Source organism: Amycolatopsis sp., from assembly GCF_036008905.1.
Lineage (GTDB): Bacteria > Actinomycetota > Actinomycetes > Mycobacteriales > Pseudonocardiaceae > Amycolatopsis.
In genome coordinates, this window is record NZ_DASYMU010000175.1 from 60,114 (window position 1) to 83,052 (window position 22,939).

Genomic DNA, 22,939 nt, shown 5'->3' on the forward strand with positions numbered 1-22,939 from the left:
ATGCCACCAGCCGCCAGGGTCGCGGACCCGACCGGACATCCCGGCGCGATAGCCGGGCCGGGGGTGCCGACCGTGCTCATCGGCGGTATGCCGGCGGCCACCGTCGGCACGCTGCACACCTGCGCGTTCCCTGGACTGCCGCCGCATCCACCCGCGCCGATCCTGCCGCCGGGCTGTCCGACGGTGCTCATCGGCGGTATGCCCGCGGCCCGCATGGGCGACATGACGACCTGCGGCGCGCCCATCGTGATGGGTTGCCCGACCGTCCTGATCGGAGGGTGACCCGTGGACTTCGTCGGCAGGGGACTGGCTTTCCCGGTGCACACCGACGCCACCGGCTCGGTCGCGCTGGTGGGCGGCGAGCGGGAGATCGTCGAGAGCATCCGGCTGATCCTCGCGACTTCGCCGGGGGAGCGCCCGATGCGCCCGGAGTTCGGCTGCGCGGTGCATGACCTGGTGTTCGCGCCCGCGGACGCTTCGACGGCCGGCCAGATCGCCTACGAGGTCAGGCTTTCGCTGGAGCGCTGGGAACCGCGGATCACCCTGACCGACGTCGTCGTCGGCTTCGACGAAGTGGACCGGGGCATGCTGCTGATCGACGTGCGCTACACCTTGCGCGGTACCAACGACCCGCGCAACCTGGTCTTCCCGTTCTACGTCATCCCGCCGCACGAGTCCCTCGGGGACGGTGCCTGATGGCCCTGCCGACCCCGAACCTCGACGACCGCCGGTTCCAGGACCTCGTCGACGAAGCCAAGCATCTGGTGCAGCGCAACTGTCCGGAGTGGACGGATCACAATGTCTCCGACCCCGGCGTGACGCTGATCGAGACCTTCGCGCATATGGTCGACCAGCTCCTGTACCGGCTCAACCGGGTGCCGGACCTGCACTATCTGCATTTCCTCGAGCTGATCGGCGTCCGCCTGTTCCCGCCCACCGCGGCCCATTGCGATGTCACGTTCTGGCTTTCGGCAGCCAGGGAAACCCCGGTCGTCGTCCCGGCGGGCAAGCAGGTCGCGAGTCTGCGCACCGAGATCGAGGAACCCGTGGTGTTCACCGTCGAGCGCACGCTCGACATCGTGCCGTGCTCGCTGGCCCACCTCGCGACGACCACCTCCGACACCGGCCTGCCGCCGGTGAACCGCACCGACGATCTCCTCACGGGCGGTGGACCGGCTGCCTTCACCGCGACACCGGCGCCGGGCGACGCCGTCCTTTTCGGACTGTCGAACGCGGTTCCCGGCTGTGCGGTGCTCCTGCGGATGACGTGCGAGGTCGAGGGTCAGGGCGTCGACCCGCACAACCCGCCGTGGAGCTGGGAGGCCTGGAACGGCGAAGACTGGGAGACCTGCGAGGTCGACCACGACACGACCGGCGCGTTCAACAAGGCCGGCGACGTCGTCCTGCACGTACCGCCGTCGCACACCACGTCCGTGCTCGCCCGGCAGCACGCGGGCTGGCTGCGGTGCCGCCTCACCGAACCCGAGCCGGGGCAGCCGTTCTACCAGAAGCCGCCGAGACTGCACGCGGTCGCGGCGTCGACCGTCGGCGGGACCGTGCACGCGGTACACGCCGAAGTCGTGCACGACGAGATCGTCGGGGTGTCCGAAGGCGTTCCGGGACAACGGTTCCCGCTAGGCCGCCGCCCGGTCGTCGTCGCCGACGGCGCGCTGGTCGTCGAGGTCGCCGGTGACGACGGCTGGCAGGCGTGGCTCGAGGTCACCTCGTTCGCGGAGTCCGGCCCCGGGGACAGGCACGTGATGCTCGACCGGGTCGCCGGCGAGGTCGTCTTCGGGCCCGCCGTCCGCCAGCCCGAAGGCGGAGTCCGTTACTACGGCGGTGTTCCGGCCAAGGCCGCGGCGATCCGCGTCCCCGAGTACCGCGCCGGTGGCGGCCGCCGGGGCAATGTCGCCCGAGAAGTCCTTCAGGTGCAGCGAGATCCGATCCCGTTCGTCAGTTCGGTGGTCAACCGGCGCCCGGCCGGTGGCGGGGTCGACGGCGAGTCGGTCCGTGACGCGTCGGTCCGCGGGCCACTTCTGTTGCGGACACGCGATCGCGCGGTGACCGCGGAGGACTACGAGCAGCTGGCCCGCGAAGCCGCGCCGGAGACAGCGCGCGTGCGATGTGTCCCGGTCACCGACGAAGCCGGACGTGAGCAGAACGCCGTCCGGGTGCTCGTCGTCCCGGCGGTGCCCGACACCGGGGAACTGGACTTCGCCACGCTGCAGCTCGACCCGTCGATGCGGACCAGGATCGAGAAATACCTCGACGAGCGCCGCTGCGTCGGCGCGCAGGTTTCCGTCGAACCTCCCTTCTACCAAGGCGTGACGGTCGTCGCGCAGCTGCGGGCCCGCACCCGGACGGCGCCGGGAATCCTGGGTGCCCGCGCGACCCAAGCGCTCTACGACTACTTCAACCCGCTCACCGGCGGTCCGGACGGCGATGGCTGGCCGTTCGGCAGGCCGGTCCAGTCCGGCGAGGTTTTCGCGGTGCTGCAACGGCTGCCGGGTGTCGAGCTGGTCGAGGACGTGCTGCTGTTCGGCGCCAACCCGGTGACCCGCGAACGCGGCAACGCCGTGGCCAGGCTCGACCTCCCGCCCAACGCGCTGGCCTTCTCGTTCGGCCACCAGGTCCGGGTCAAGGAGAGCTGACATGAGACTCGGACTCACCCGGCTGCCGACCCCGCATCCGATCGGCGAGCAGCTGCCCGCGGTGTACGCCGAGGACGACTTCATCCAGGGCTTCACCGGCGCGCTCGACGACGTCCTCGCACCGGTTTTCGCCACGCTCGACAGCTTCTCGGCGTATCTCGACCCGCGGCTGGCGCCCGCGGACTTCCTCGACTGGCTCGCGCACTGGGTGGCGCTGGACGTCGACGAGAGCTGGACACCCGCGCAGCGGCGGGAACTGATCACCAAGGCGGTCGAGCTGCACCGGTGGCGCGGTACGCGGCGTGGGCTGGCCGAACACGTTGAACTACTGACCGGCGGTGTCGTCGAGGTGACCGACAGCGGGGGGTGCGTGACCCCGGAACAGCCGGGCGGCCCGCTGCCGGATCCCGGGCGCGCGCGGGTCACGGTGCGAGTCCGGGTGGCCGATCCGGGCCGGGTGAACGAGCGACGACTCCGGGCGGCGATCGCGGAATCGGTCCCGGCACACGTGCTGGTGACGATCGAAGTACTGCCGGCGGCTTCAGGGGCGGAGGGGTAGCGAAATGATGGAAACCGGGATCGTCATCTGCGGTCAGTGCGGCGAGCGCGGACTCGCCGACACCCAGTTCTGCGGGGTGTGCGGTGCTTTCCTGAAATGGGACGGCGAGCAGGCTGACGAAAAGCCCGTGCCGCAAGGCACTCAGCCCGACGTCGTGCAGCCCGCCGAACAGCGCGCGCCCCAGCGCCAGGGACTCCAGGTGCCCGACGAGCCGCCGCCGCTGAACCCCGGCGACCTCATCTGCGGCAACTGTGGGCTGGGTAACGTGCCCTCCCGGAAGTTCTGCGGCCGGTGCGGCGCGTCGCTCGCCCAGGCCGAGACGGTCGCCGTGCCGTGGTGGCGGCGGTTTTTCCCTGCTCGGAAGGCGAAGGAACTCGAGGCGGGTACCCGGCCGCGTCGCCGTCGCGGCAGCGGTGAAGCGCGTCGCCGCGTCGGGCGCGTGGTCCGGCGGACGATCGCGGTGGCCGTGGTCGTCGCCGGGGTGCTGTACGCGACGGTCCCTCCGCTCCGGAGCGCGGTCAACACCCAGGCGGTAGGGCTCAAGAACGAGGTGGCAGGCATCTTCGTCACCCAGTACGCCCCGGTCCGCCCGACCAAGGTGATCGCGACCGCGGCGAACCCGGACCACGGGGCGAACCTGGTGAGCGACAACGCTTCCAACACCTACTGGTCCGCATCGGGAGACCGGGAGCAGGCGCTTGTGCTGACCTTCGATCGCGCGGTGGACCTGCGCAAGGCGATCGTCCGGATCGGGATCGGCGCCGACTTCCAGTCCGCGCACCGGCCGCAGAAGCTGCACCTGGTCTATTCCACCGGCAAGACCTACGACCTGAGCCTCGTCGACATCCCGGACGCACAGGAGGTGACGCTCGAGAACAGTGCCGGGTCTACGAGCGTCGAGCTACACGTGGTCGCGCTGCACCGCTCGTTGCAGGGCAACGACGTCGCCATCTCCGAGATCGAATTGTTCGAGGCGAAGTCGTGAGAACGCGTTTCCCGAGACCTCTGGTCGTCCTCATGGCCGTCGCGTTGGTGAGCGGCCTGGTGGCTGCCGCCCCTGTGGCGGCCCAAGCGCCGGCACCGCCGCCACCGCCCGCGTCGCCATACCGGATCGGGTACGTCAGCACGGACAGACCGGGGCTCTGGCAATGGAACGGCGAGGGCACGAGCCAGGCGCTGCCCGAAGGAACCCAGGGCGTCGACTTCGACGCGACCGCGGCCGCCGGGGCGATGGTGTGGGTCAGCAAGCGGGCGGCGACCGCCGGCGCGGCCGAGCGCGACGGGGAACTGTGGTACCTGAAGGACGGCGAGAGGACCGCGCGGCGGCTCACCACCGACGAAGCCACCGACCGGAATCCGGCGCTGTCGCCGGACGGCCAAACCGTCGCCTTCACCTCGGATCGGGCGGGAAACCCGGATATCTGGGTGATCGGGGTCGACGGCTCCGGTCTGCGGCGCATCACCGAAAGCCCGGCGGAGGACACGTGGCCGACGTGGTCGCCGGACGGCACCACGCTGGCGTTCGGCAGTACCCGTGAAGACCCGGCAGGCGAGATCTACACCGTCCCCGCCGCCGGTGGCACGCCGACGCGGCTCACCACCGATGCGGCGTCGGACCGGGAACCGGCGTGGTCGCCGTCGGGCGACCGGATCGCCTTCACCACCACGCGTTTCCGCCCGGCGGGCGACGTCGCGCTGATGTCGGCGACAGGCGGCGCGGTGACGCGCGCGGTGCCCGATCCCGGGGACTCCGCGGAGCCCGCGTGGAATCCGGCGGGCAACCGCCTGGCGTTCACCCGCCGCGACGCCGACCCGCTCGGCGACGTCTATCAGGTCACCCTCGACGGCGGCGCTGTCGAGCCGGTGTCGGCACGCGAGGAGCTGGGCGAGAGCGAACCCACCTGGCGCCGCACGACGTCTTTCCCCGACGGCACCGTCCTTTTCACCCAGCTGCACGCTAGCGATTCCCGCGACATCTGGAGTTCGGACGCGCAGGGTGGTGACCGCCGTGACCTCACCAACCGGCCGGACGCCGACGAGACCGACCCCGCCTTCTCACTGGACGGCGCCCGGCTCGCGTACACCGAGATCGGCACGGGGGAGAGCTTCACCAGCCGGGTCATGGTGGCCGATGCCGACGGGCGCGCGCCGAAACCGCTGACCGGCGCCGAACCCGGTCGCAAACTGGAACGCCATCCGGCGTGGTCGCCGGACGGCACGATGATCGCGCTGACCAGAACCCTCGGCAGCGGCGACGGCACCCGGGACATCGTGCGGATCTTCCGCGTCGCCGACGGCCGCGCGCTGGGGGACATCCCGATCCCGGAACACCTTACGGGCCAAGACGTCGAACCGGCGTGGTCCCCGGACGGCACCCGGATCGCGTTGCGGCGGGAGGCGACCCGCAACGCGCCGCCGCCACCATCCAATGTGGACCCGGCGGTCGCCGCCCCGACAGTCGCGCGCGGCCAGACGACGACGATCGACACCACCGTGCGCACGCAGAAAGTGCCCGAAGTGCCGGACATCGTGCTGCTCATGGACCAGACCTTGTCCATGAGCGGTGTGCTCGCCAAGGTCAAGGACGACCTCAAGCTCGTCATCGACCAGGTCCTCGCCGTACAGACGAGCGCCCATTTCGCCGTCGCCGCCTTCGGGGACAAGGACGACACCCCGGGCGATCGGGTATTCGACGTGAAACAGCAGCCTGTCGGGTCCGACAACCCCGATCAACTGAAGCTGCTCAGGGAAGCGTTCGAGCGGATCACGGCCGCCGGCGGCGGAGACCTGCCGGAAGACTGGATCCACGCGCTACACCGGATTTCGACCGGTGCGGTCACTTTCCGGCCGAACAGCAGTAAGATCGTCGTGCTGGTCGGCGACGCCGAGAGCCACGATCCCAGCTTCGGGGCCGGTCGCCCTGATCCTGGTCCTGGCATCTATCTCGACGATCCGGCTTTCCCCAACCAGTCGCTGCTGCCCGAGCTGGCCGGTCAGAAGATCAGGGTCGTCGCGGTTCCGGTCGGGGCCGCCAAACTGGACTCGACCCAGCAGGCCACGAAGATCGCCGATGCCACCAAGGGCGTGCTGATGCCGCCGACCGCGGACCCCGCGGAGGTGGCGAGGACCATCGTCGCGGGTATCGGTGATCTGCCGGTCACGGTCACCCCGGCGGTGCGGTCCTGCGATCCCGGGCTGTCGCTCACGTTCGCGCCGGACGGTTCGGTGCAGGTGCCGGGCGGTCAGGACGTCAAGTACACCGAAACCGCGCGGGTCGCCGACACCGCTCCGGCGGGAGCGATCCTGCGCTGCACGGTCGAATTCCGGCTCAACGGCGAGAACGACGCCCGCCCGGGTTACGTCCAGGAGATCGCCGTCCGGGTCAACGAACGGGGTCTCCCGTTGATTACCCTGACCGGTTCCACAGTGGACGCGACGAGCCCAGCCGGAGCCGTGATCGACTACCCGGTCTCCGCCGTCGACGCCACCGGCAGGCCGCTGATCCCGACGTGCACGCCGCCCCCGGGCACCACGTTCCCCGCCGGGGTGACCACGGTGACCTGCTCGGCCACCGACCTGGCCGGGAACACCGCTGTCGCGACGGCGGACATGACCGTGGCACAGCCGCGCGGCCCGTCGACACGGACGCTCTGGCTGGTGAGCCTGAGCCGCCCGTCGCCGGATCAGGTCGTGGTGACCGGCCAGGTCGACCTGTCGACCCGGATCGGGCCGCCCTGCGCGAACGGGCGCGAGGACTCGCCCGACTGGTCGCCGGACGGCGGTTCGCTGGCGTTCGAACAGGGCGACGGTGACCTGATCTGCGTGGCGGGGGCGGACGGCTCGAACGGCCGGATCCTGTTCCGTGCGGGGGAAGGAGCCTCCGTCGCGGACCCGGCGTGGTCACCCGACGGCAAGCTGGTCGCGTTCACCGTGTACTTCGGCGAGGACTACCCGCGGATCCGGGCGGTGCCCGCCGCGGGCGGCGAGCCCGTGACGGTGATCGACTCGCCGGGCGAAGTCACTCAACCGGCCTTCCAGCGGATCGCGGACCTGACCTTGACCGCGCGGGCCCTGCCGCCGTCGATTCCGTTCGGCGGCCGCACCACGCTCGAGTACGTCGTCGGCAACCACGGCCTCGCCGTGTCCTCGGCGACCGAACTCGTGGTCGTGGTTCCGGCGGGCCTGGTGCGTGAGCAGGTGACGACGTCCAAGGGCACCTGCGTCGAACTGCGGTGCACGCTCGGACCGCTGACCCCGGGGGACGAGGTGACCGTGCAAGTGGTCGTCACCGGTTCCGTGGCCGGCACGCACGTCGTCACGGCGAACCTGAGCGCTCCGGCCGAAGCGAACCCCGTTGACAACCTGGCAACGCTGACCGTCACAGTGGCCGAAGCGATCCGCCCGCCGTTGCGGCCGGGTTCGCTCGGGCTCGCGGTGGCCGTCGCCCCGAACCAGGCCTTCGTCGGCGGTGACGACGTCGTCGTCACGTACTCGGTGCGCAACGGCTCGGAGGCGCCGATGCCGGACGTCCGGATCGTCACCACCGTGCCCGCGGCGTTGCTGCCGGTGAACACGGGGTGCGCCGGCAGCTGCGCGCTGGGGGAGCTGGCGCCGGGGCAGGCCGTCGACGTCCGGGTCGTCCTCGCCGCGAAGTCTATTGTGGACGCTGCGGTGTCCGGCCGGATCACCACGTCCGGCCCGGATTCCGACGCCGCGGACAACACCGCGAGCGCGAGGATCGTGATCCGGCAGCCGGTGCTGGCGGTCGATCCGGGGATCGGGACGCCGGGGTTGGTCACGCGCGCGACAGGCACGGATTTCCCGCCGGGCGCGAGGATCCGGCTCACCTGGACGGTCGGGATCTCGGCGACCCCCGGCGAGGTCACCGCGGGTGCCGATGGCCGGTTCGACACGCAGGTCCTGATCTTCCACCGCGATCTGCTCGGTGTCCGCAACCTGGCGGGGACGCCGGTGAGCGGGCCGCGGTTCGGGACGGTCCAGTCGAACCCGTTCCTCGTGGTGCCACGGACCGAACAGCCGCCGTTCATCGGGCGCGGGTGATCGGCTGCCCATTCGGGCGGTTCGAGGCGCACTGCCGGACACCCCTGCGGTCGTGCTGCGGGGGACGGCGGTACCGGAGACTCGGCGTATGGGAGCTACGGCGACGCTGTCCACCGCGGGCCTGGTGGTCGAACCAGGCCAGGAGATCCGCTGTGTGGTGACCATCCGCAACTCGGGACGGGTGGTCGACCAGTTCGCGATCGACGTCGTCGGCGAGCCGAGCGCGTGGGCCACCGTGGAACCTCCGGCGGTGAACGTCATGCCGGGGGAGACCGCCACGGTGACCGTGCGGTTCGCGCCACCGCGGTCCGCGAACGTGGTCGCCGGTCAGCTTCCCTTCGGGGTCAGGGTTTTCTCGAGTGAGGACCCGTCCGGCTCGGTGGTCGAAGAAGGCATGCTCGACATCGCGCCGTTCGCCGAAGTCACCGCGGAAATGGTGCCCGCCAAAGTCGAAGCGAGTTCGAAGGCGCATTTCGAGGTCGCTGTCGACAACCTCGGGAATCACCCGGTCGCGGTCGAACTGAGCCCGCACGACCCGGAAGACGACCTCGAGTTCAGCCTCGAGCGCTCGCGGATCGACCTCAACCCGGGCACGGCGGCCTTCGTCCGGCTGCGGGTCCGGCCGAGGAAGCGGTTCCTGCGGGGCCAGCCGATCCGGCACCCGTTCCAGGTGCTCGTGCGGCAGGAAGGCCGTGAACCGTTCCCGGTCGAAGGAACGATGGTGCAGCGGCAGTTGCTGCCCAAGTGGCTGCTCCCGTTGCTCATCGCTTTGCTGGCTTTCGCGCTGGTCTTGGTCGCGCTGTGGTTCACCGTGATGAAGCCCGCGGTGAAGTCCGCCGCTCGTGAAGCGGCTGTCGAGCAGAACCAGGAGATCATCCAAGCCGCTCAGCAGGCCGGTGGCGCGGCGGGCGAAGCGAAGAAGGAAGCCGAGGCGGCCAAACAGAACTCCGACAAGGCGATGCAGGCCGTCGGCCTGAACCCCGCCGATCCGGGCGCCGCGCCGGCAGGCAGCCCCAAACCGGCGACCGGCACCACGGGCGGAGAGCCCACCGACTTCCGGGTCGCCGCCGACGCCTCGATCCAGGGCGACGCGAAGCGGTTCACCGAGTTCGCCTACACCCCTCCGGACGCCACGAAGACGCTGGTCGTCACCGACCTCGTGCTGCAGAACCCGCGCGGCGACGCCGGCACCCTGCGCCTGCTCCGTGACGCGGGCGGAACGAAGAGCGTCCTGCTCGAAGTCGGTCTCGGCAACTTCCGGGACCTCGACCACCACTGGCTGCAGGCCTGGCGATTCCAGCCGGGGGAGAAGGTCGTGCTCGCGGTCAGCTGCCAGAACCCTGGCGACCGCGGCAGCTGCACCCCGTCGGTGTCGTTCTCCGGCCGGATCGAAGGCTGAATCGAAGGCCGAGCGCGTCAACGCGCGTCGGCGGGTACCTCCGACGCGAGGACTTCGGCGTTGGCGCAGGTCGGGAGGCCCCAGAGATGGGACCGGCCTTCGCTGTACTGCCGGCATCGGCAGGTCCCGTCCGGCTGGCCGGGGAGCCGGGCGGGGTGACGTCCAGGTGTAGCGCCCATGCGGGTGCGGTGTTCATCGGGCTGGCTCCTGAAGGTGAAGTGACTTTGGCGTCCCAGCGTAGGGAGCCTCGGGCAACGCGACCCCCGGTTTTCCCGGCGGTGCCCGCGAGCGGCGGACGTGGACGACAAACGTCCGCCCGCCATCACCCCCACCGAACTCCGCAGCTCAGAGGGGGTGCGCGCGGCGATCGTCGCTGTTCACCGGTCACCTGCCGGGATTGCTGGCTTGCAGATGGGTGTCGCAGGGCGTGCCGTCCGTACCGCTCATGGACTCGGGGGCGCCCGATCCGGTGACGGCTGTAACGGGTTGCGGGAACTGGTCGTAACTATTACTGTTACGTCAGTCGAGGAGGTGTCCGTGAGCGCGAACAGCAGGCTGACCGTCGCGGTGCACGCACTGGCGTGGGTGGGGCTGTACCAGAGTCGTGGCTACGCGGTCGCCACCTCGGAGCAGATCGCGGACAGCGCCAACACCAATCCCGTGGTGATCCGGCGCCTGCTCGGTGAACTGCGGGCGGCGGGTCTCGTGCACGCCCAGCGCGGCGCCGGGGCGGGCTGGATGCTGGCACGTGACCTCGCGGAGATCACGCTGCTCGACGTCTACGACGCCATCGAGTCCGGCCCGCTGTTCGGTATGCACCGGGCGGAGCCGAACCAGGATTGCGTGGTGGGAGCGGGGATACAGCCCGCGTTGAAGAGCGTCTACGGGCGGCTGGACCAGGCGCTGCGGGCGGAGTTGGCCGCGACGAACGTGGCCGACGTGCTCAAGGACGTGCTCACCACCCGGTGATTTTCGCGTCACCGGTGGCGGGCTCTTTTTTGCCCTTCAATGTAACCAAAATAGTTACTACTAGCAGAGTGGGAATCATGGCACAGATGAACGGCAAGACGGCAGTGGTGACCGGGGCTTCGAGCGGGATCGGGCGCGCTATCGCGCAACGCTTCGCCGACGACGGCGCCCGCGTCTACCTGACCGGACGGCGCTTGGCCGAACTCGAATCGGCCGCCAAGGAAATCGGCCCGAACGCCGTCGCGGTGCAGGCCGACGTGTCCAAGGTCGAAGACCTCGACCGGCTCTTCGACGTCATCCGGGCGGATGGCCGTGTTCTCGACACCGTGGTCGCCAACGCCGGGCTGGGCGCGCTCTCGCGGCTCGAGGACGCCACGGAGGAGCAGTTCGCGCACACCTTCAACGTCAACGTCCTGGGCACCCTCATGACCGTCCAGAAGGCGTTGCCGCTGCTGGCGCCGACGGCGACCGTCATCCTGCTGTCCTCCTCCACCACTTCCCTTGGTAGCGAAGGTATGGGCTTGTACGCGGCGTCGAAGGCGGCCATCCGCAGTCTCGGCCGGACCTTCGCCGCTGAGCTGGCGCCGCGGGGAGTGCGGGTCAACGTGATCACGCCCGGACCGGTCGAGACGCCGGGTATCGCCGGTCTCGCGGCCAACCTCGGCCAGGACACCGAGCAGTTCCACAAGCTCCTGGCGTCCGAACTCCCGCTGAAGCGCATGGGCAGGCCCGAGGAGATCGCCGCCATGGCGGCTTTCCTGGCCAGTGAAGAGAGTTCCTTCGCCACCGGGGCCGAGTTCTCCGTCGACGGCGGACAGGTCCAGGTCTGACAGTCCACTTAGGACTTCGTGAGTGCGTAACAGTGTTAGAACACTGTTACGCACTCACGACCCCACGTGACCACGCCGCATCGCTGATTGTCGGTGCGGCAGGCTAGGTTCGCCGGCGTGACACTTCTGGGGTTCTTGGCCGACGACGAATACCTGCCCGAGTACGGCACCCTCGTCATCCGTGACCGGCGGCGCGCGGACGCGTTGCCGCCACTGGAAAACGAGCTGCTCGGCGAGCTGGCGACGAGCGCGTTGGCGGGCACGGTCGCGACAGCCGGTGACGCCTGGTTGCATGGGCACGCCGGTGACCATTACCAAGCCGTCCGGCTGGAAGCACACGATACCGAGCCGCCCGTACCGCCCGGTGACTGGGAAGAGGTCTTCGAGACGCCGTTTCACACGCGGACCGGTTTCGTCGGGCTCGGCTCGCTGACCGGCGGCGACAGCGGGAGCGAACTCGCTCTTGGGGACAGGGGCTTCTTCCGTGCCCGTGTCGTGCGCAAGGCGGCCGAGGAAGGCGAACAGGGCGACGTCTGGTTGACGCAGTTCTGGCCGGTGCAAGGAATTCCCGAGCCGCCGCGCTGGGTCAAACGCACCCGAGCGGCCGTCTCGCCGGCCGATCCGGGCTGGCGGGAAGTCCTGGGCTATCAGGTCATCGAGGTCTCGTGGTTCCTCGGGGGCATGGGAATGCCGCGTCCGGACGGCTGGCTCGACGAACTGTTGCCGGGCAACGACAAGCCCACGGCGTCGGTATGCGAACAGCTCGGCGTCCCGGTCCCCATGACCCGGCGGGACACGATTCCCCTGCTGGTCGCAGCGGGCCTGATCGAGGAGGCCGACGGGGGCTATCGAGGTGTCGGAAATCCTGCCCTGGCAACGGAAAAGGTCCGGCTGCCGGTGGACTTGGCGGCCAGGATCGAAGCAGGTGCGGTCCGGGCGCGGTACGTCTGGCTCGCGGCCGATCTCACCAGCGTCGCCGCTTGGCGGAACCCGGCGAGCACTGAGGGACTCGTCGAGCGCCTGCTCATCGGCGACGAACATCTGAACCCGTTGATCGCCCACGCCGTCGCGGACAAGTACCTCCACCATGACAGCACCGGGATCACCGCTTTGGCGCGGCCGGCTCCCACCCATGTACGCATGCCGGTTCCAATGGTCGCCTCGCGGCGCCGGGAGGAGCCGGAAACCGTGCCCGGCGGCCCGCCCCGGGCCGGTTTCGTCACCGGCGACGGCGAAGTGGTGGTGTGGCGCGACGGCGAGCCCGTGGTGCTGGGCAGAGCGACCGACGAATACCTCTACCGGGCTTTCGAAACCACCGCCGGTGTCTTCGTGTCCACGTCGCGCGGGCCGGGCACTTTGGTGCGCTGGAACGGAACCACTGAGCGGCTCGCGGCGGACACCGGTTCTCGCCCGGTCCGCAGCGCGGACGGCCGCTATCTGGCCGGAGTCGAGACGCACACCGGCCGGCACACGTGGGATCAGGTCCACCTGGTCGACGTCGTCGAGGGCACGGTGGCGAGCCTGCCGAAGACCGAGGAGCTCACGCGCCAGGCGCACGGCATCCATGGCGGGGCCGTCTACTTTTCCGTCAATGGTCGGGGAATGGGCCCCTTGAAGAGCTATCGCTGGTCACCCGGCCGGGAACCGGAGCCACTCGGCTTGACCCTGAGCGGATTAGACCCGCTGTCCGGAACGATGCTGGGCGAAGACGCCGAAGGCCTCTGCGTGCTCGCGCCCGACGGCTCCCGTTTCCCGGTGACGGCTGAGCGGCCTTGCACCCTGATGCCGGGCGGCGCCCGGCTCTACAACCTCCGGTACTCCCCGCCCATGGCCGAGGTGCTCAACGTCGGAAGCGCCGAACCGGTCGAACATTCGCTGCCCGACCGTTGTGAGACCAGCGCCGCGATCCCGGCCGCGCCGGTGTGGGAAGACGCCGGCACCCTGGTCTTCAGCCAACGCCTCGGCGGGCCGAAGCCGCGGATCGTGCGGTGGCATCTGCCGAGCGGCACCTTCGAGCAGTTCGCGCTCCCGGCCAACGCCGGGTACCGGCCCTTCCTGGTCCAACCGCGGCTCGGTGCTGGATGACCAAGGTTTCGTGTCGAAGGTCATCGGGATACGCCGTGTGCACGGCCTGTCCACGCGCAGTGGCATAGCCTGCGAGAAGGCAGAGCTGCGGACGCTTCTGCGTGGTGATCGGAGAAGGAGTGCGGGAGTCGCCGCTTTTCGGGCGTGAGCTGGAGCGGAAGCGGCTCGGTGAGCTGATCGACGGGGTCGGCCGGCGCGGCGGCGCGCTGCTCGTCCGGGGTGAGGCCGGGATCGGGAAGTCGGCGCTGCTGAAAGAGGTGACCGCGCTCACCGTGACCTCACGGATGCGGGTGCTCACCACGGTCGGCGCGGTATCCGAGCAGCACCTGCCCTATGCCGGGTTGCACCAGCTCCTGCATTCGATCCGCGCGGGGATCGACACGCTCCCGGTGCCGCAACGCGACGCGCTGCGCGCCGCACTCGGCTTGGCCGAGGGCGCGGTGCCGGAGATGTACCTGGTCGGGCTCGCGGTCTTGAACCTGCTCGCCGAGAAGGCCGTCGATTCGCCGCTGGTGCTCGTCGCCGAAGACGCCCACTGGCTCGACTGTGCCAGCCAGGACGTGCTCGCCTTCGTGGCGCGGCGCTTGGAATCCGAGCCCATCGTGCTGATCGCTACCATCCGCGACGGGGAGACTTCGCGCCTGGACGACGCGGGGCTTCCCGCCATGCGGATCGAGCGGCTGCCGGACGACGTCGCCGCCGAGCTGTTCGACACCGTCGCACCCGGCCTCGCCACGCAGGTCCGGTCCCGGCTGCTGGCCGAGGCGGCGGGCAATCCGCTGGCGCTCACCGAACTGCCCCGGACCGTGCGGAGCCGGGACAGCGCCGACATCGTGCCGCCGGCCGCCCTGCCGCTTACCGCGCGCCTGGAACGGGCGTTCACCGCCCGCGTCGCGGGGCTGCCCGCCGACACCCGGAAGAGCCTCCTGATCGCCGCGCTCAACGACGGCAGCTCCCTCACCGAAACCCTCGACGCCACGGCACAGGCCATCGGTGCGGCCGTCGACGTCGCCGTGCTGGTGCCCGCGGTCGAAGCCGGGCTGATCGAACTCGCTCCCGGCACGCTGACGTTCCGCCATCCGCTGATGCGCTCAGCGATTCCCCAGGCCTCCGGGGTCGCCGAGTGCCGGCAAGCCCATCAGGCGCTGGCCGAAACGCTGAGCGGGCACCCGGACCGCCAGGCGTGGCATCGCGCCGCCGCCACTTCGGGGGCGGCGGAGAACGTCGCCGCCGAGCTGGAGCTGGCCGCCGACCGGGCGCAGCGCCGGGGCGGCGTGGGCGCTGCCATCGCCTCCCTCGAGCATTCGGCACGGCTGAGCGAAAGCCCTGATCGGCGCGCGGAGCGGCTCCTGCGGGCGGCGGACCTCGCCGTCGAGTCGGGCCGTCGAGACGTCGTCGAGCGCCTGGTACGCGAGGTCGCGACGCTGGAACTCTCCGCGCGGCAACGAGCGCTGGGCACCTGGCTGCTCAGCGCCTTCGACGACGGCATGAGCCAGGGTGCGGCCGGACCCCGGGAGCTCGCGGGACTGGCCGAATCGGTGGCCGCCGACGGAAACGTCGACCTCGCCCTGCGCATCCTGTGGGGCGCCGGGATGCGCTGCTTCTGGATCGAACCGGGTACGGCGGCTCGGCAGCGCATTGCCGACGTCGCGGACAAGCTGCTCGGCGACGAGAGCGACCCCCGCAAGGTGGCCATCTCGGCGTACGTCGCGCCGATCGAACGCGGCCGTTCGGTCATGGCCGGCCTGCGCGAGCTGGCCGATCGCACGGACCGGGATCCGCAGGTGGAACGTTTTCTCGGGAGTGCCGCGTTGCAGATCGGGGCGTTCGACCTGTCGGCCCGGTTCTCCGCCGCCGCGGTGCCCGGGCTCCGCGCCCAGGGCAGGCTCGGGTTGCTGACACGCGCGCTCGCCGTCCGGGCGTGGAGCTGTGTGCGCCTCGGTGACCTCGCGGCCGCGCTGCCCGCCGCCGAGGAAGCCGGGCGACTTGCCCACGAGACCCATCAGCCGTTCATGTACGGATTGGCGCGCGCCGTGCAGGCGGAGACAGCGGCGCTGCGCGGGGACTACGAGCAGGCCACCGTGCTCGCCGCCGAGGCGGAGCGCGTCGGCCTGGCCTCGGGCGCCCGCCCGGTGCTGGCGACCGTGCAGCGGGCTCGCGGCCTGATCGCACTCGGCGAGGGCCGCTACGCCGACGCCTTCGCGGACCTCCTGCGGGTGCACGATCCCGGCGACCCCGCGTACCAGCTCGGACTGCGGTGCTACACCCTCGCGGAGCTCACGGAGGCGGCCGTCCGCGCCGGGCAGACCGGCGCGATGACCTCGATCCTGGACGAGCTTGAGCTGTTCGCGGTGTCGACGCCGTCGCCGGCACTGCACATCGGCCTGCGCTATGCCCGAGCCGTTCTCGCTCCGGACGTCGAGGCGGAAGACCTGTTCAAGGCCGCGCTGGGGGCCGACCTCGACGGCTGGCCGCTCGAACGAGGGCGGGTCCGGCTCGCCTTCGGTGAATGGCTGCGACGCCGTCGCAGGGTGGCCGAGTCGCGGCCACATCTGCGGGCGGCCCGCGAGACTTTCGACGCCCTCGGGGTGCTTCCCTGGGCTGAGCGCGCACGCCGGGAACTGCGCGCCGCCGGTGAGGTGAGTCCACGCCGCGGCCCGGACGCCCGCGACCAGCTCACGGCCCACGAGCTGAGCATCGCCCAGCTGGCCGCCGAGGGCTTGACCAACCGTGAGATAGGCCAGCGGCTCTATCTGTCCCACCGGACGGTGAGCACTCACCTGCACCGGATCTTCCCCAAGCTCGGTATCAGCTCCCGTGGTGAGATCGAGGCGGCGATCCGGCCCGGGCCGTAGTCCGCGCGATGACGTACACCGACAGCGTCATCCGACGGGCGCGAGAACGACAGCACGCGTTCTACCGTCGGAGCCATGATCAGCAGGAGGAAGTTCTCGCAGGCAGCGGTCGCGGCGGCAGCGGTGGCGGTGGTCGGCAGCTCGACGGCGCGGGCCGCGGTGCCGCAGGTCGCCGGGAAGCACACGACACTCGGCCCGCTGAAGCAGGTCAACGCCGGAGTGGTGAACGTCGGTTACGCCGAACTGGGTTCGGCCGCCGGTCCGCCGGTCATCCTTCTGCACGGCTGGCCCTACGACATCCACAGTTATGTCGACGTAGCGCCCATGCTCGCGTCGGCCGGTTATCGGGTGCTCGTCCCGTTCCTGCGCGGCTACGGCACCACCCGTTTTCTCTCGAGCGAAACGTTCCGGAACGGCCAGCAGGCCGCGGTCGCGTCGGACGTCATCGCGTTCATGGACGCCCTCAAGATCAAGAAAGCGATCCTGGGCGGGTTCGACTGGGGCTCGCGGACGGCCGGGGTGATGGCCGCGCTCTGGCCCGAGCGGATCACGGCACTGGTCGCGGTGAGCGGCTACCTGATCACCAACCTCGAGATGAACCGGAAGCCACTGGACCCCGCGGCGGAACTGGGCTGGTGGTACCAGTACTACTTCGCCACCGAACGCGGCGTGCTCGGCTACACCAAGAATTGGCACGAGTTCAACAAACTGATCTGGAAGATCGCCTCGCCGAAGTGGAATTTCACCGAGGCGACCTACCAACGTTCCGCGGCTGCCTTCGACAACCCCGATCACGTCGACGTCGTCATCCACAACTACCGCTGGCGGCAGAGCCTGGCCGGCGGTGAGGCGAAGTACGACGAGCTCGAAGCCGAACTGCAGAAAGCCCCGGTGATCTCGGTACCGACGATCACCATCGCGAGTGACTTCGACGGCGCGGCCGCCGATGGCGCGGCTTACCGCAAGCAGTTCACCGGGAAGTACACGCACCGGATCCTCAAGGGCATCGGCCACAACGTGCCGCAGGAAGCGCCGCGGGACTTCGCCAAAGCCATTGTGGACGTCAGCCGCTGATACCCCGCGTCCGCAACGACCGCCATCTGTCGACAGATGGCGAAGTCAGACGGGGTGTTCGGAGCACAGGCAGCCGACACCCTTTTCGATCCACTCTTGCCCGGTCCAGTCCGGGTGCCGCCGGATCATCAGCGCCGAGATCTCTTCGGCGATGGTTTCTTCGCTCATCGCCGAATCCCGGCGCGTCCAGGTCTCGTCTCGCAGTAGTTCGAGGTAGTCGCGGACGTCGGCGAGCAGTTGCGGGCCGCCGACGTCGCCGTGTCCGGGTACCACGATCCGCGAGCTCTCGGCGGCGAGCCGCCGCATCACCTCGAGCCACCTGGTGCCGGAGACGTCGGTGTCGTACGGCGGGAACCATGGGAAGATCGAGAACTGGGCCGCCTCAACGAGATCGCCGGTGAACAGCACTTCGGCGTCCGGCACCCGGACGACCTGGTCACCCCTGCTGTGTGCCCGGCCGGTGGCCCGCAGCTGCACGACCCGGCCGCCTAAGTCGAGGTCGTACTCGTGGTCGTAGACGACGTCGGGCCGCGCCAGTTCGACGCCTTCGAGCTGACGGGCGACGGACGCGCCGAGTCCCCGGAACATCTCGAGATAGCCGGGCCCCTTCGTCTTCAGGTCGTCGGCCTGGTCGCGGTTGATCAGGAAGGTCGCTTCGCCGGCGAAGACCTGGGCGCCGAACGAGTGCTCGGGGTGGAAATGCGTGGTGGTCAGGTAAAGCTTGCGTCCCCGGGCGTATTCGGCGGCGAACTCCAGCACGGTTCCGGCGTTGCCGGGGCCCATCCCGGTCTCGACGACGAGCACGGAATCCCGGCCGCCGATGAGACCGATGTTCGGGACGAGCTGCACCCGCCGGTCCGGGATGACCACCAGGTCGTGGCCGAGTTCCCGGACGTCCGAGACCCGTACGACGGGTTCGGGCAGCGCGTGTTCAGCCATTCCGGCTCCTTCTGAGAGTGATGCCGCGAGCGGGTCGTGTCGCGGCGGAACAAGGTAGGTCCAGTCCACCCCGGGGCCCGCCGAGGTGTCCAAGCCCGATTCCGTATTCCCGATACCGCTCGGGTATCGTCGCTGGTAATGGACCTACGCGAGCTGCGCTACTTCGTGGCGGTGGCCGAAGAGCTCCACTTCGGCCGGGCCGCCGTCCGGCTGCACATGACCCAGCCTCCGCTGAGCAGGGCGATCAAACAGCTCGAGACCGACCTCGGCTACGTGCTGCTGCACCGTTCGCCCAGCGGCGTGGCGCTCACCCCCGCCGGCGCCTCGCTCTACGACGAGGCACGAACGCTGCTGGCACAGGCCGACCAGGTCCGCGCCAAGGTGGCGGGTGCGGCAGGCGCGGCGACCATGACCATCGGCACCCTCGCCGAACAGGTCGGCACCCGGCTGGCCGCGGTCTACCGGGAGCGTCATCCCGGGGTGCACGTCCGCATCCGCGAGGCCGACCTGAGCGACCCGACGACCGGGCTGCGGACCGGCCTCGCCGACGTGGCTCTCACCCGGATACCGTTCGACGACACGGGTATTTCGACGCACGTGCTGCGCACGGACCCGGTCGGAGTGGTCCTCCGTGCCGACGATCCGTTGGCAGGCCGGGAAAGCCTGCACACGGACGAACTCGCCGACCGTCCGTGGTTCCGGTTTCCGGAGGGCACCGACCCGATCTGGCAGGCGTACTGGAACGGCCCGGGCGGCGGGCGTCGAGACGGCCCGGTCGTGCGAACGGTCCACGAGTGCCTCCAAACCGTGCTGTGGAACGGAAGCGTGGGGCTGACCCCGCTGGGCCACACCCTTCCCGAAGGCCTCACCTCGGTGCCGCTGGTCGACATGCCGCCCAGCCGCCTTGTCGTCGCCTGGGCCGGATCCGACCCAGGCCCGCTCATCCGCTCGTTCGTCCGGATCGCCGCGACCGTCGTCGGGGGCAAGGCAGACTGAGGACATGGCTCATCACGACGTGAGGCGGCCTGCCAGCCTGCCACGAGATGTCGACATCTCGTGATACCCCGCGTCCGCAACTACCGCCATCTGTCGACAGATGGCGAAGGTACGGCCTCGCCCGCCATCTCGACGGTTTCGCGGCCCTCCTGGTCAGCGGACGACGTCGTAGACCAGTTTCTGGATTCCGTTGCCGTAGGACTCGCATTCGATGACCTTGAGGTTCTGCTTGTCCTTGTCGGTGTCGCTGAACAGCCGCTTGCCCGCGCCGAGCAGGACCGGGAAGACCAGCAGGTGGTAGCGGTCGATCAGGTTGGCATCGGCCAGGTGGCGGTTCAGGGTGGCGCTGCCGTGGACGATGATCGGCCCGCCCTCGGTCTCCTTGAGCGCGGCGACGTCGTCCAGCGAACGGAGGATGGTGATCTCGCCCCAGTTGGACACCAGGTCCGTGTCCTGCAGCGTGGTCGACACGACGTACTTCGGCATCACCTTGTAGCCGGGGAACTCCGCGATCATGTCCGGCCACACCGGCGAGAAAGCCTCGTAGCTGGCGCGGCCCATCATCATGGCCGCGGCTTCGTCCTGCTCGCGGCCCTTGATCTCGTAGGCGGCCGGGTCGAACTCGATGTCCTTGAAGGTCCAGCCGGAGTTGCGGTAGCCCGGTTCTCCGCCGGGGGCCTCGACGACGCCGTCGAGGGAGACGAACGCGGTGGCGATCAGGGTGCGCATGGCGTGCTCCTTGGTTGGTCTGTGGTGCTGTCATCGGTGCGTCGAACAGGAGCTGCCGGATTCGACACCTCGCGCCGAAAAACTACGGCAAGAGTCGATTCGTCGGTTCCGGTGTCGATTCGGGCCCGTCCCGTTCGACGCAGGGGTATGACCAACACAACGAACGACCCGACCTCGACCACCAACCTCGACCGATACGGGTCCGCGGAGCTTCCGTGGAGCCGTCCGCGCGATGTCCTCACCAAGGACACACCCAAAGCCGACCTGACGTTCTTCCTGGCGACAGTGCGCCCCGACGGACGGCCCCACTCGGCGGGCGTCGGGGCCACCTGGATGGACGACGCGCTGTACTTCACGAGCGGACCGGGCGCGCGCAAGGCGCGCAACCTGGCGGCGAACCCGGCGTGCAGTGTGTCGGTGCGCTTGCGTGGCATCGACCTGACGCTGGAGGGCCACGCCCACCGGGTCACCGACTCCGCCACCCTGGAACGTGCGGCGGCCGTCTACCGCGAGGGCGGCTGGCCGGCTTCGGTGGAGGGCGACGCTTTTACGGCTCCGTACAGCGCGCCGAGCGCGGGCCCCGCGCCCTGGCATCTGTATCGCCTCACGCTGCACACCGCCGTCGGCGTGGCCACCGCCGAGCCTCATGGCGCCACCCGCTGGGACTTCGCCCACTGATCCGGTTGCTGCGAGGATCACCGCTATGGGCGTGACACGCAAAGCGCTGGTGGTTCTCGGGTTCGTCGGGCTGACGGCATGGAGCGAGCTCGTGCACTGGCGCGCCTCCCGCGCACTGGTGCACGAGCCTCCGGCGGCTCGCTCCGAGGCGGTTGTCGTACTGGGGTGCCGCAACCGGCGAGGCGACCGGGCCAACGCGTTGAACCGGTGGCGCGTGCGAGCCGCACTGCGTTCCCTCGACGACACGGTGCCCGACTCGATCCTGATCTGCTCCGGCGGTGTCACCAGCGGCACCTCGGTGTCCGAGGCCGTTCTGCTGGCCCGGTACGCACGCGCCGAACGCGGCTTCACCGGAACGGTGCGGCTCGACGAGCAGTCGCTGAATACCTGGGAGAACATCCGAAACGTGATCCCGTTGCTCGAAGACAGGGACCGGATCACTCCGCATCACCGGAACGTCCAGGCGGTAAACGGCCGGGCCACCGAATATCGGCACGTCGGTCGCACGGATTTCGCAGTACCCGTTCACCGAATCTGCCGAACACCGTGTCCGCAGCAGTGTTCGCATGCGAACGGCGATATCTTTCCAATCGATATTCAGCCTGGTGGGCAGCAGAAATTTGTATGACCGGCCCATATTGATATTCTGTGCGACGATCGGCACAAATCGTCCCATGGCATCCCCCTGGTTCTCTGGCAGCATGATGATGTCGTTCCGCAGGTCCAGGAGGATGAGCCGGGTCTCTTTCGAGTGCGATTCAAGCAGCATCACGTCATCCTCGGACAACAACGACGGGACCCTTGCCCCTCCCGTACCCGCCACCTCGTTTGCCGCCTGATCGATCTTCTCCGACAGGATCGCTCCGATGCGGGCCCACCATGGCGGAATGCTGCTGGGCTCGCTGTTCGGTATGACGCAGCGAGACGTCCATATAGCGAGCAAGGGGCCCGAAGTCCGGTGTGACAGCCTCGCTGACGCGATCACCGAAGACCAGGTAGTCCAAGCTGGCTCCGAAGGACTCCGCCAAGGCGACCAGGGTCTGAAACGACGGCCTGCTCTGCCCGCCGAGTTCGTCCATGCAGAAGCTGCAGCGATTTTGGTAATCACCGGATATCTGTTCCGACGCTGGATCCTTCGCGTCCTGTGCGGCGCCGGTGTTCTACGAGATGATCAAAGAGTTCATCGCCAACGACGACTGGGCGGGCAACGCCATACCTCCGCACGGCAGTACCTACGCGGCCGCGATGCTGGACGATCTGCACCTGAAAAATGCGCGACAGCAGTTCGATTACCTGTGGAAGGGCGGTACATGCCTGTAGGCGGTTCTGAGGTGCCGGAACCGGAGCAGGTCGTCAAGGTCGCACTGGCGTAAGTCGGTTGCTCCGGGGTGACGATCTTGAGATGCTTCGCGCATGCCTGCCCTCCCTGTGGCGTCCACCGAGGACGTCATCGACCAACCGGCCCGGCTCCAGTTCGAGGTGTTCCTCGACGAGCATCGCGCCGCGCTGAACGATTGCTTGGACGGATTGACCGAGGAAGAGGCGCGCCGTTCGCTGGTGTCCTCGAAGACAACGCTGCTGAGCCTGGTGAAGCACGTGACGTTCGTCGAGAAGGTCTGGTTCGACGAAGCCGTCAGGTGCCGGTCGCGCGCCGAGATCGGCATCCCCGCGACACCGGACGAGTCGTTCGTCCTCGATGACGACGACACCATCGCCACGGTCCGGCAAGCGCATCGCGACGCTTGCGAGGCCTCCCGTCGCGCGGCATCGTCCTTGGGACTGGACGACTTGGTCCACGGCAACCGGCGTGGCCCGCTCCCGCTGCGCTGGGTGTATCTCCACATGCTGCGTGAGCTCGCTCAGCATTGCGGGCACGCGGACATCCTGCGCGAGCAGCTCGCCGACCGGTAACCCTGGTGTCCGGGCCGGCCGACGAGCGGCCGGCCCGGACAGCCACGATCAGGCTACGTCGTACCGGTCGAGGTTCATGACCTTGTCCCACGCGGCGACGAAGTCCCGCACGAACTTCTCCCGCGAGTCGTCACTGGCGTAGACCTCGGCGAGGGCGCGCAGCTCGGAGTTCGAGCCGAACACCAGGTCGCTGCGGCTGCCGG

Annotated in this window: 20 protein-coding genes and 1 pseudogene; 17 read left to right on the forward strand and 4 right to left on the reverse strand. The window is 69.4% G+C overall.

The annotated features are described in order from the left end of the window. The 7 genes from VGP60_RS29705 (at position 1) to VGP60_RS29735 (ending at position 9,670) form a co-directional block, all read left to right on the forward strand. Positions 1-282 (forward strand): PAAR domain-containing protein, encoded by a 282-nt coding sequence (locus VGP60_RS29705; RefSeq protein WP_327551440.1) that lies wholly within the window; start codon positions 1-3, stop codon positions 280-282. A 3-nt stretch (positions 283-285) separates the two neighbouring features. After that, complete coding sequence (locus tag VGP60_RS29710) at positions 286-696, forward strand: GPW/gp25 family protein (protein ID WP_327551441.1); 411 nt, start codon at positions 286-288, stop codon at positions 694-696. Beyond that, positions 696-2,651, forward strand: a complete 1,956-nt coding sequence (locus tag VGP60_RS29715) for a putative baseplate assembly protein (RefSeq protein WP_327551442.1) — start codon at positions 696-698, stop codon at positions 2,649-2,651. Before VGP60_RS29710 ends, VGP60_RS29715 begins: the two co-directional genes overlap by 1 nt. 1 nt (position 2,652) lies before the next feature. After that, positions 2,653-3,210 (forward strand): phage tail protein, encoded by a 558-nt coding sequence (locus tag VGP60_RS29720; RefSeq protein WP_327551443.1) that lies wholly within the window; start codon positions 2,653-2,655, stop codon positions 3,208-3,210. A gap of 4 nt (positions 3,211-3,214) precedes the next feature. Continuing rightward, positions 3,215-4,195, forward strand: coding sequence for an NADase-type glycan-binding domain-containing protein (locus VGP60_RS29725; protein ID WP_327551444.1), 981 nt, complete (start codon positions 3,215-3,217; stop codon positions 4,193-4,195). A gap of 32 nt (positions 4,196-4,227) precedes the next feature. Beyond that, entirely contained in the window at positions 4,228-8,271 is a 4,044-nt protein-coding gene (locus VGP60_RS29730; protein WP_327551445.1) for an HYR domain-containing protein, read from the forward strand. Between the two features lie 88 nt (positions 8,272-8,359). Beyond that, positions 8,360-9,670 carry a hypothetical protein gene (locus tag VGP60_RS29735; protein WP_327551446.1) on the forward strand — a complete coding sequence of 437 codons (1,311 nt, stop codon included), beginning with the start codon at positions 8,360-8,362 and terminating at the stop codon, positions 9,668-9,670. 17 nt (positions 9,671-9,687) lie between these two features. On the opposite strand, the gene VGP60_RS29740 is transcribed toward VGP60_RS29735, so the two are convergent. Further along, a complete protein-coding gene (locus VGP60_RS29740) occupies positions 9,688-9,849 on the reverse strand; it encodes a hypothetical protein (RefSeq protein WP_327551447.1) in 162 nt (53 codons plus the stop codon). A gap of 358 nt (positions 9,850-10,207) precedes the next feature. Here VGP60_RS29740 and VGP60_RS29745 point away from each other — a divergent pair, with 358 nt between their 5' ends. The 5 genes from VGP60_RS29745 to VGP60_RS29765 all read left to right on the forward strand — a co-directional run bounded on the left by VGP60_RS29745 (position 10,208) and on the right by VGP60_RS29765 (position 17,483). Continuing rightward, positions 10,208-10,639: an Rrf2 family transcriptional regulator gene (locus VGP60_RS29745; RefSeq protein WP_327551448.1), complete on the forward strand. Its 432-nt coding sequence runs from the start codon at positions 10,208-10,210 to the stop codon at positions 10,637-10,639. Between the two features lie 77 nt (positions 10,640-10,716). Further along, positions 10,717-11,469, forward strand: coding sequence for an SDR family NAD(P)-dependent oxidoreductase (locus VGP60_RS29750; RefSeq protein ID WP_327551449.1), 753 nt, complete (start codon positions 10,717-10,719; stop codon positions 11,467-11,469). Positions 11,470-11,586: 117 nt separating this feature from the next. Next, on the forward strand, positions 11,587-13,554 hold the full coding sequence (locus VGP60_RS29755) for a hypothetical protein (RefSeq protein WP_327551450.1): 1,968 nt from the start codon (positions 11,587-11,589) through the stop codon (positions 13,552-13,554). Positions 13,555-13,658: 104 nt separating this feature from the next. Then, a complete protein-coding gene (locus VGP60_RS29760) occupies positions 13,659-16,409 on the forward strand; it encodes an ATP-binding protein (RefSeq protein WP_327551451.1) in 2,751 nt (916 codons plus the stop codon). 75 nt (positions 16,410-16,484) lie between these two features. Next, positions 16,485-17,483 carry an alpha/beta hydrolase gene (locus tag VGP60_RS29765; protein ID WP_327551452.1) on the forward strand — a complete coding sequence of 333 codons (999 nt, stop codon included), beginning with the start codon at positions 16,485-16,487 and terminating at the stop codon, positions 17,481-17,483. Between the two features lie 45 nt (positions 17,484-17,528). On the opposite strand, the gene VGP60_RS29770 is transcribed toward VGP60_RS29765, so the two are convergent. Beyond that, complete coding sequence (locus VGP60_RS29770) at positions 17,529-18,422, reverse strand: MBL fold metallo-hydrolase (RefSeq protein WP_327551453.1); 894 nt, start codon at positions 18,420-18,422, stop codon at positions 17,529-17,531. A gap of 138 nt (positions 18,423-18,560) precedes the next feature. Here VGP60_RS29770 and VGP60_RS29775 point away from each other — a divergent pair, with 138 nt between their 5' ends. Next, on the forward strand, positions 18,561-19,418 hold the full coding sequence (locus VGP60_RS29775; RefSeq protein WP_327551454.1) for a LysR family transcriptional regulator: 858 nt from the start codon (positions 18,561-18,563) through the stop codon (positions 19,416-19,418). Between the two features lie 153 nt (positions 19,419-19,571). On the opposite strand, the gene VGP60_RS29780 is transcribed toward VGP60_RS29775, so the two are convergent. Then, positions 19,572-20,147, reverse strand: a complete 576-nt coding sequence (locus tag VGP60_RS29780) for a dihydrofolate reductase family protein (RefSeq protein WP_327551455.1) — start codon at positions 20,145-20,147, stop codon at positions 19,572-19,574. Between the two features lie 147 nt (positions 20,148-20,294). Between VGP60_RS29780 and VGP60_RS29785 the strand changes: the two genes are divergently transcribed. The 4 genes from VGP60_RS29785 (at position 20,295) to VGP60_RS29800 (ending at position 22,736) form a co-directional block, all read left to right on the forward strand. Continuing rightward, positions 20,295-20,825, forward strand: a complete 531-nt coding sequence (locus VGP60_RS29785) for a pyridoxamine 5'-phosphate oxidase family protein (RefSeq protein ID WP_327551456.1) — start codon at positions 20,295-20,297, stop codon at positions 20,823-20,825. Between the two features lie 49 nt (positions 20,826-20,874). Beyond that, positions 20,875-21,453 (forward strand): YdcF family protein, encoded by a 579-nt coding sequence (locus VGP60_RS29790; RefSeq protein ID WP_327551457.1) that lies wholly within the window; start codon positions 20,875-20,877, stop codon positions 21,451-21,453. Positions 21,454-21,992: 539 nt separating this feature from the next. Beyond that, the gene (locus VGP60_RS29795) at positions 21,993-22,145 is read left to right on the forward strand and encodes a hypothetical protein (RefSeq protein ID WP_327551458.1); all 153 of its coding nucleotides are present in this window, start codon (positions 21,993-21,995) and stop codon (positions 22,143-22,145) included. A 93-nt stretch (positions 22,146-22,238) separates the two neighbouring features. Continuing rightward, positions 22,239-22,736, forward strand: coding sequence for a DinB family protein (locus VGP60_RS29800; protein ID WP_327551459.1), 498 nt, complete (start codon positions 22,239-22,241; stop codon positions 22,734-22,736). Between the two features lie 48 nt (positions 22,737-22,784). Here the strand turns inward: VGP60_RS29800 and VGP60_RS29805 are convergent. Further along, a pseudogene (locus VGP60_RS29805) lies at positions 22,785-22,939 on the reverse strand (peroxidase/catalase (catalase-peroxidase)); the annotation flags it as partial.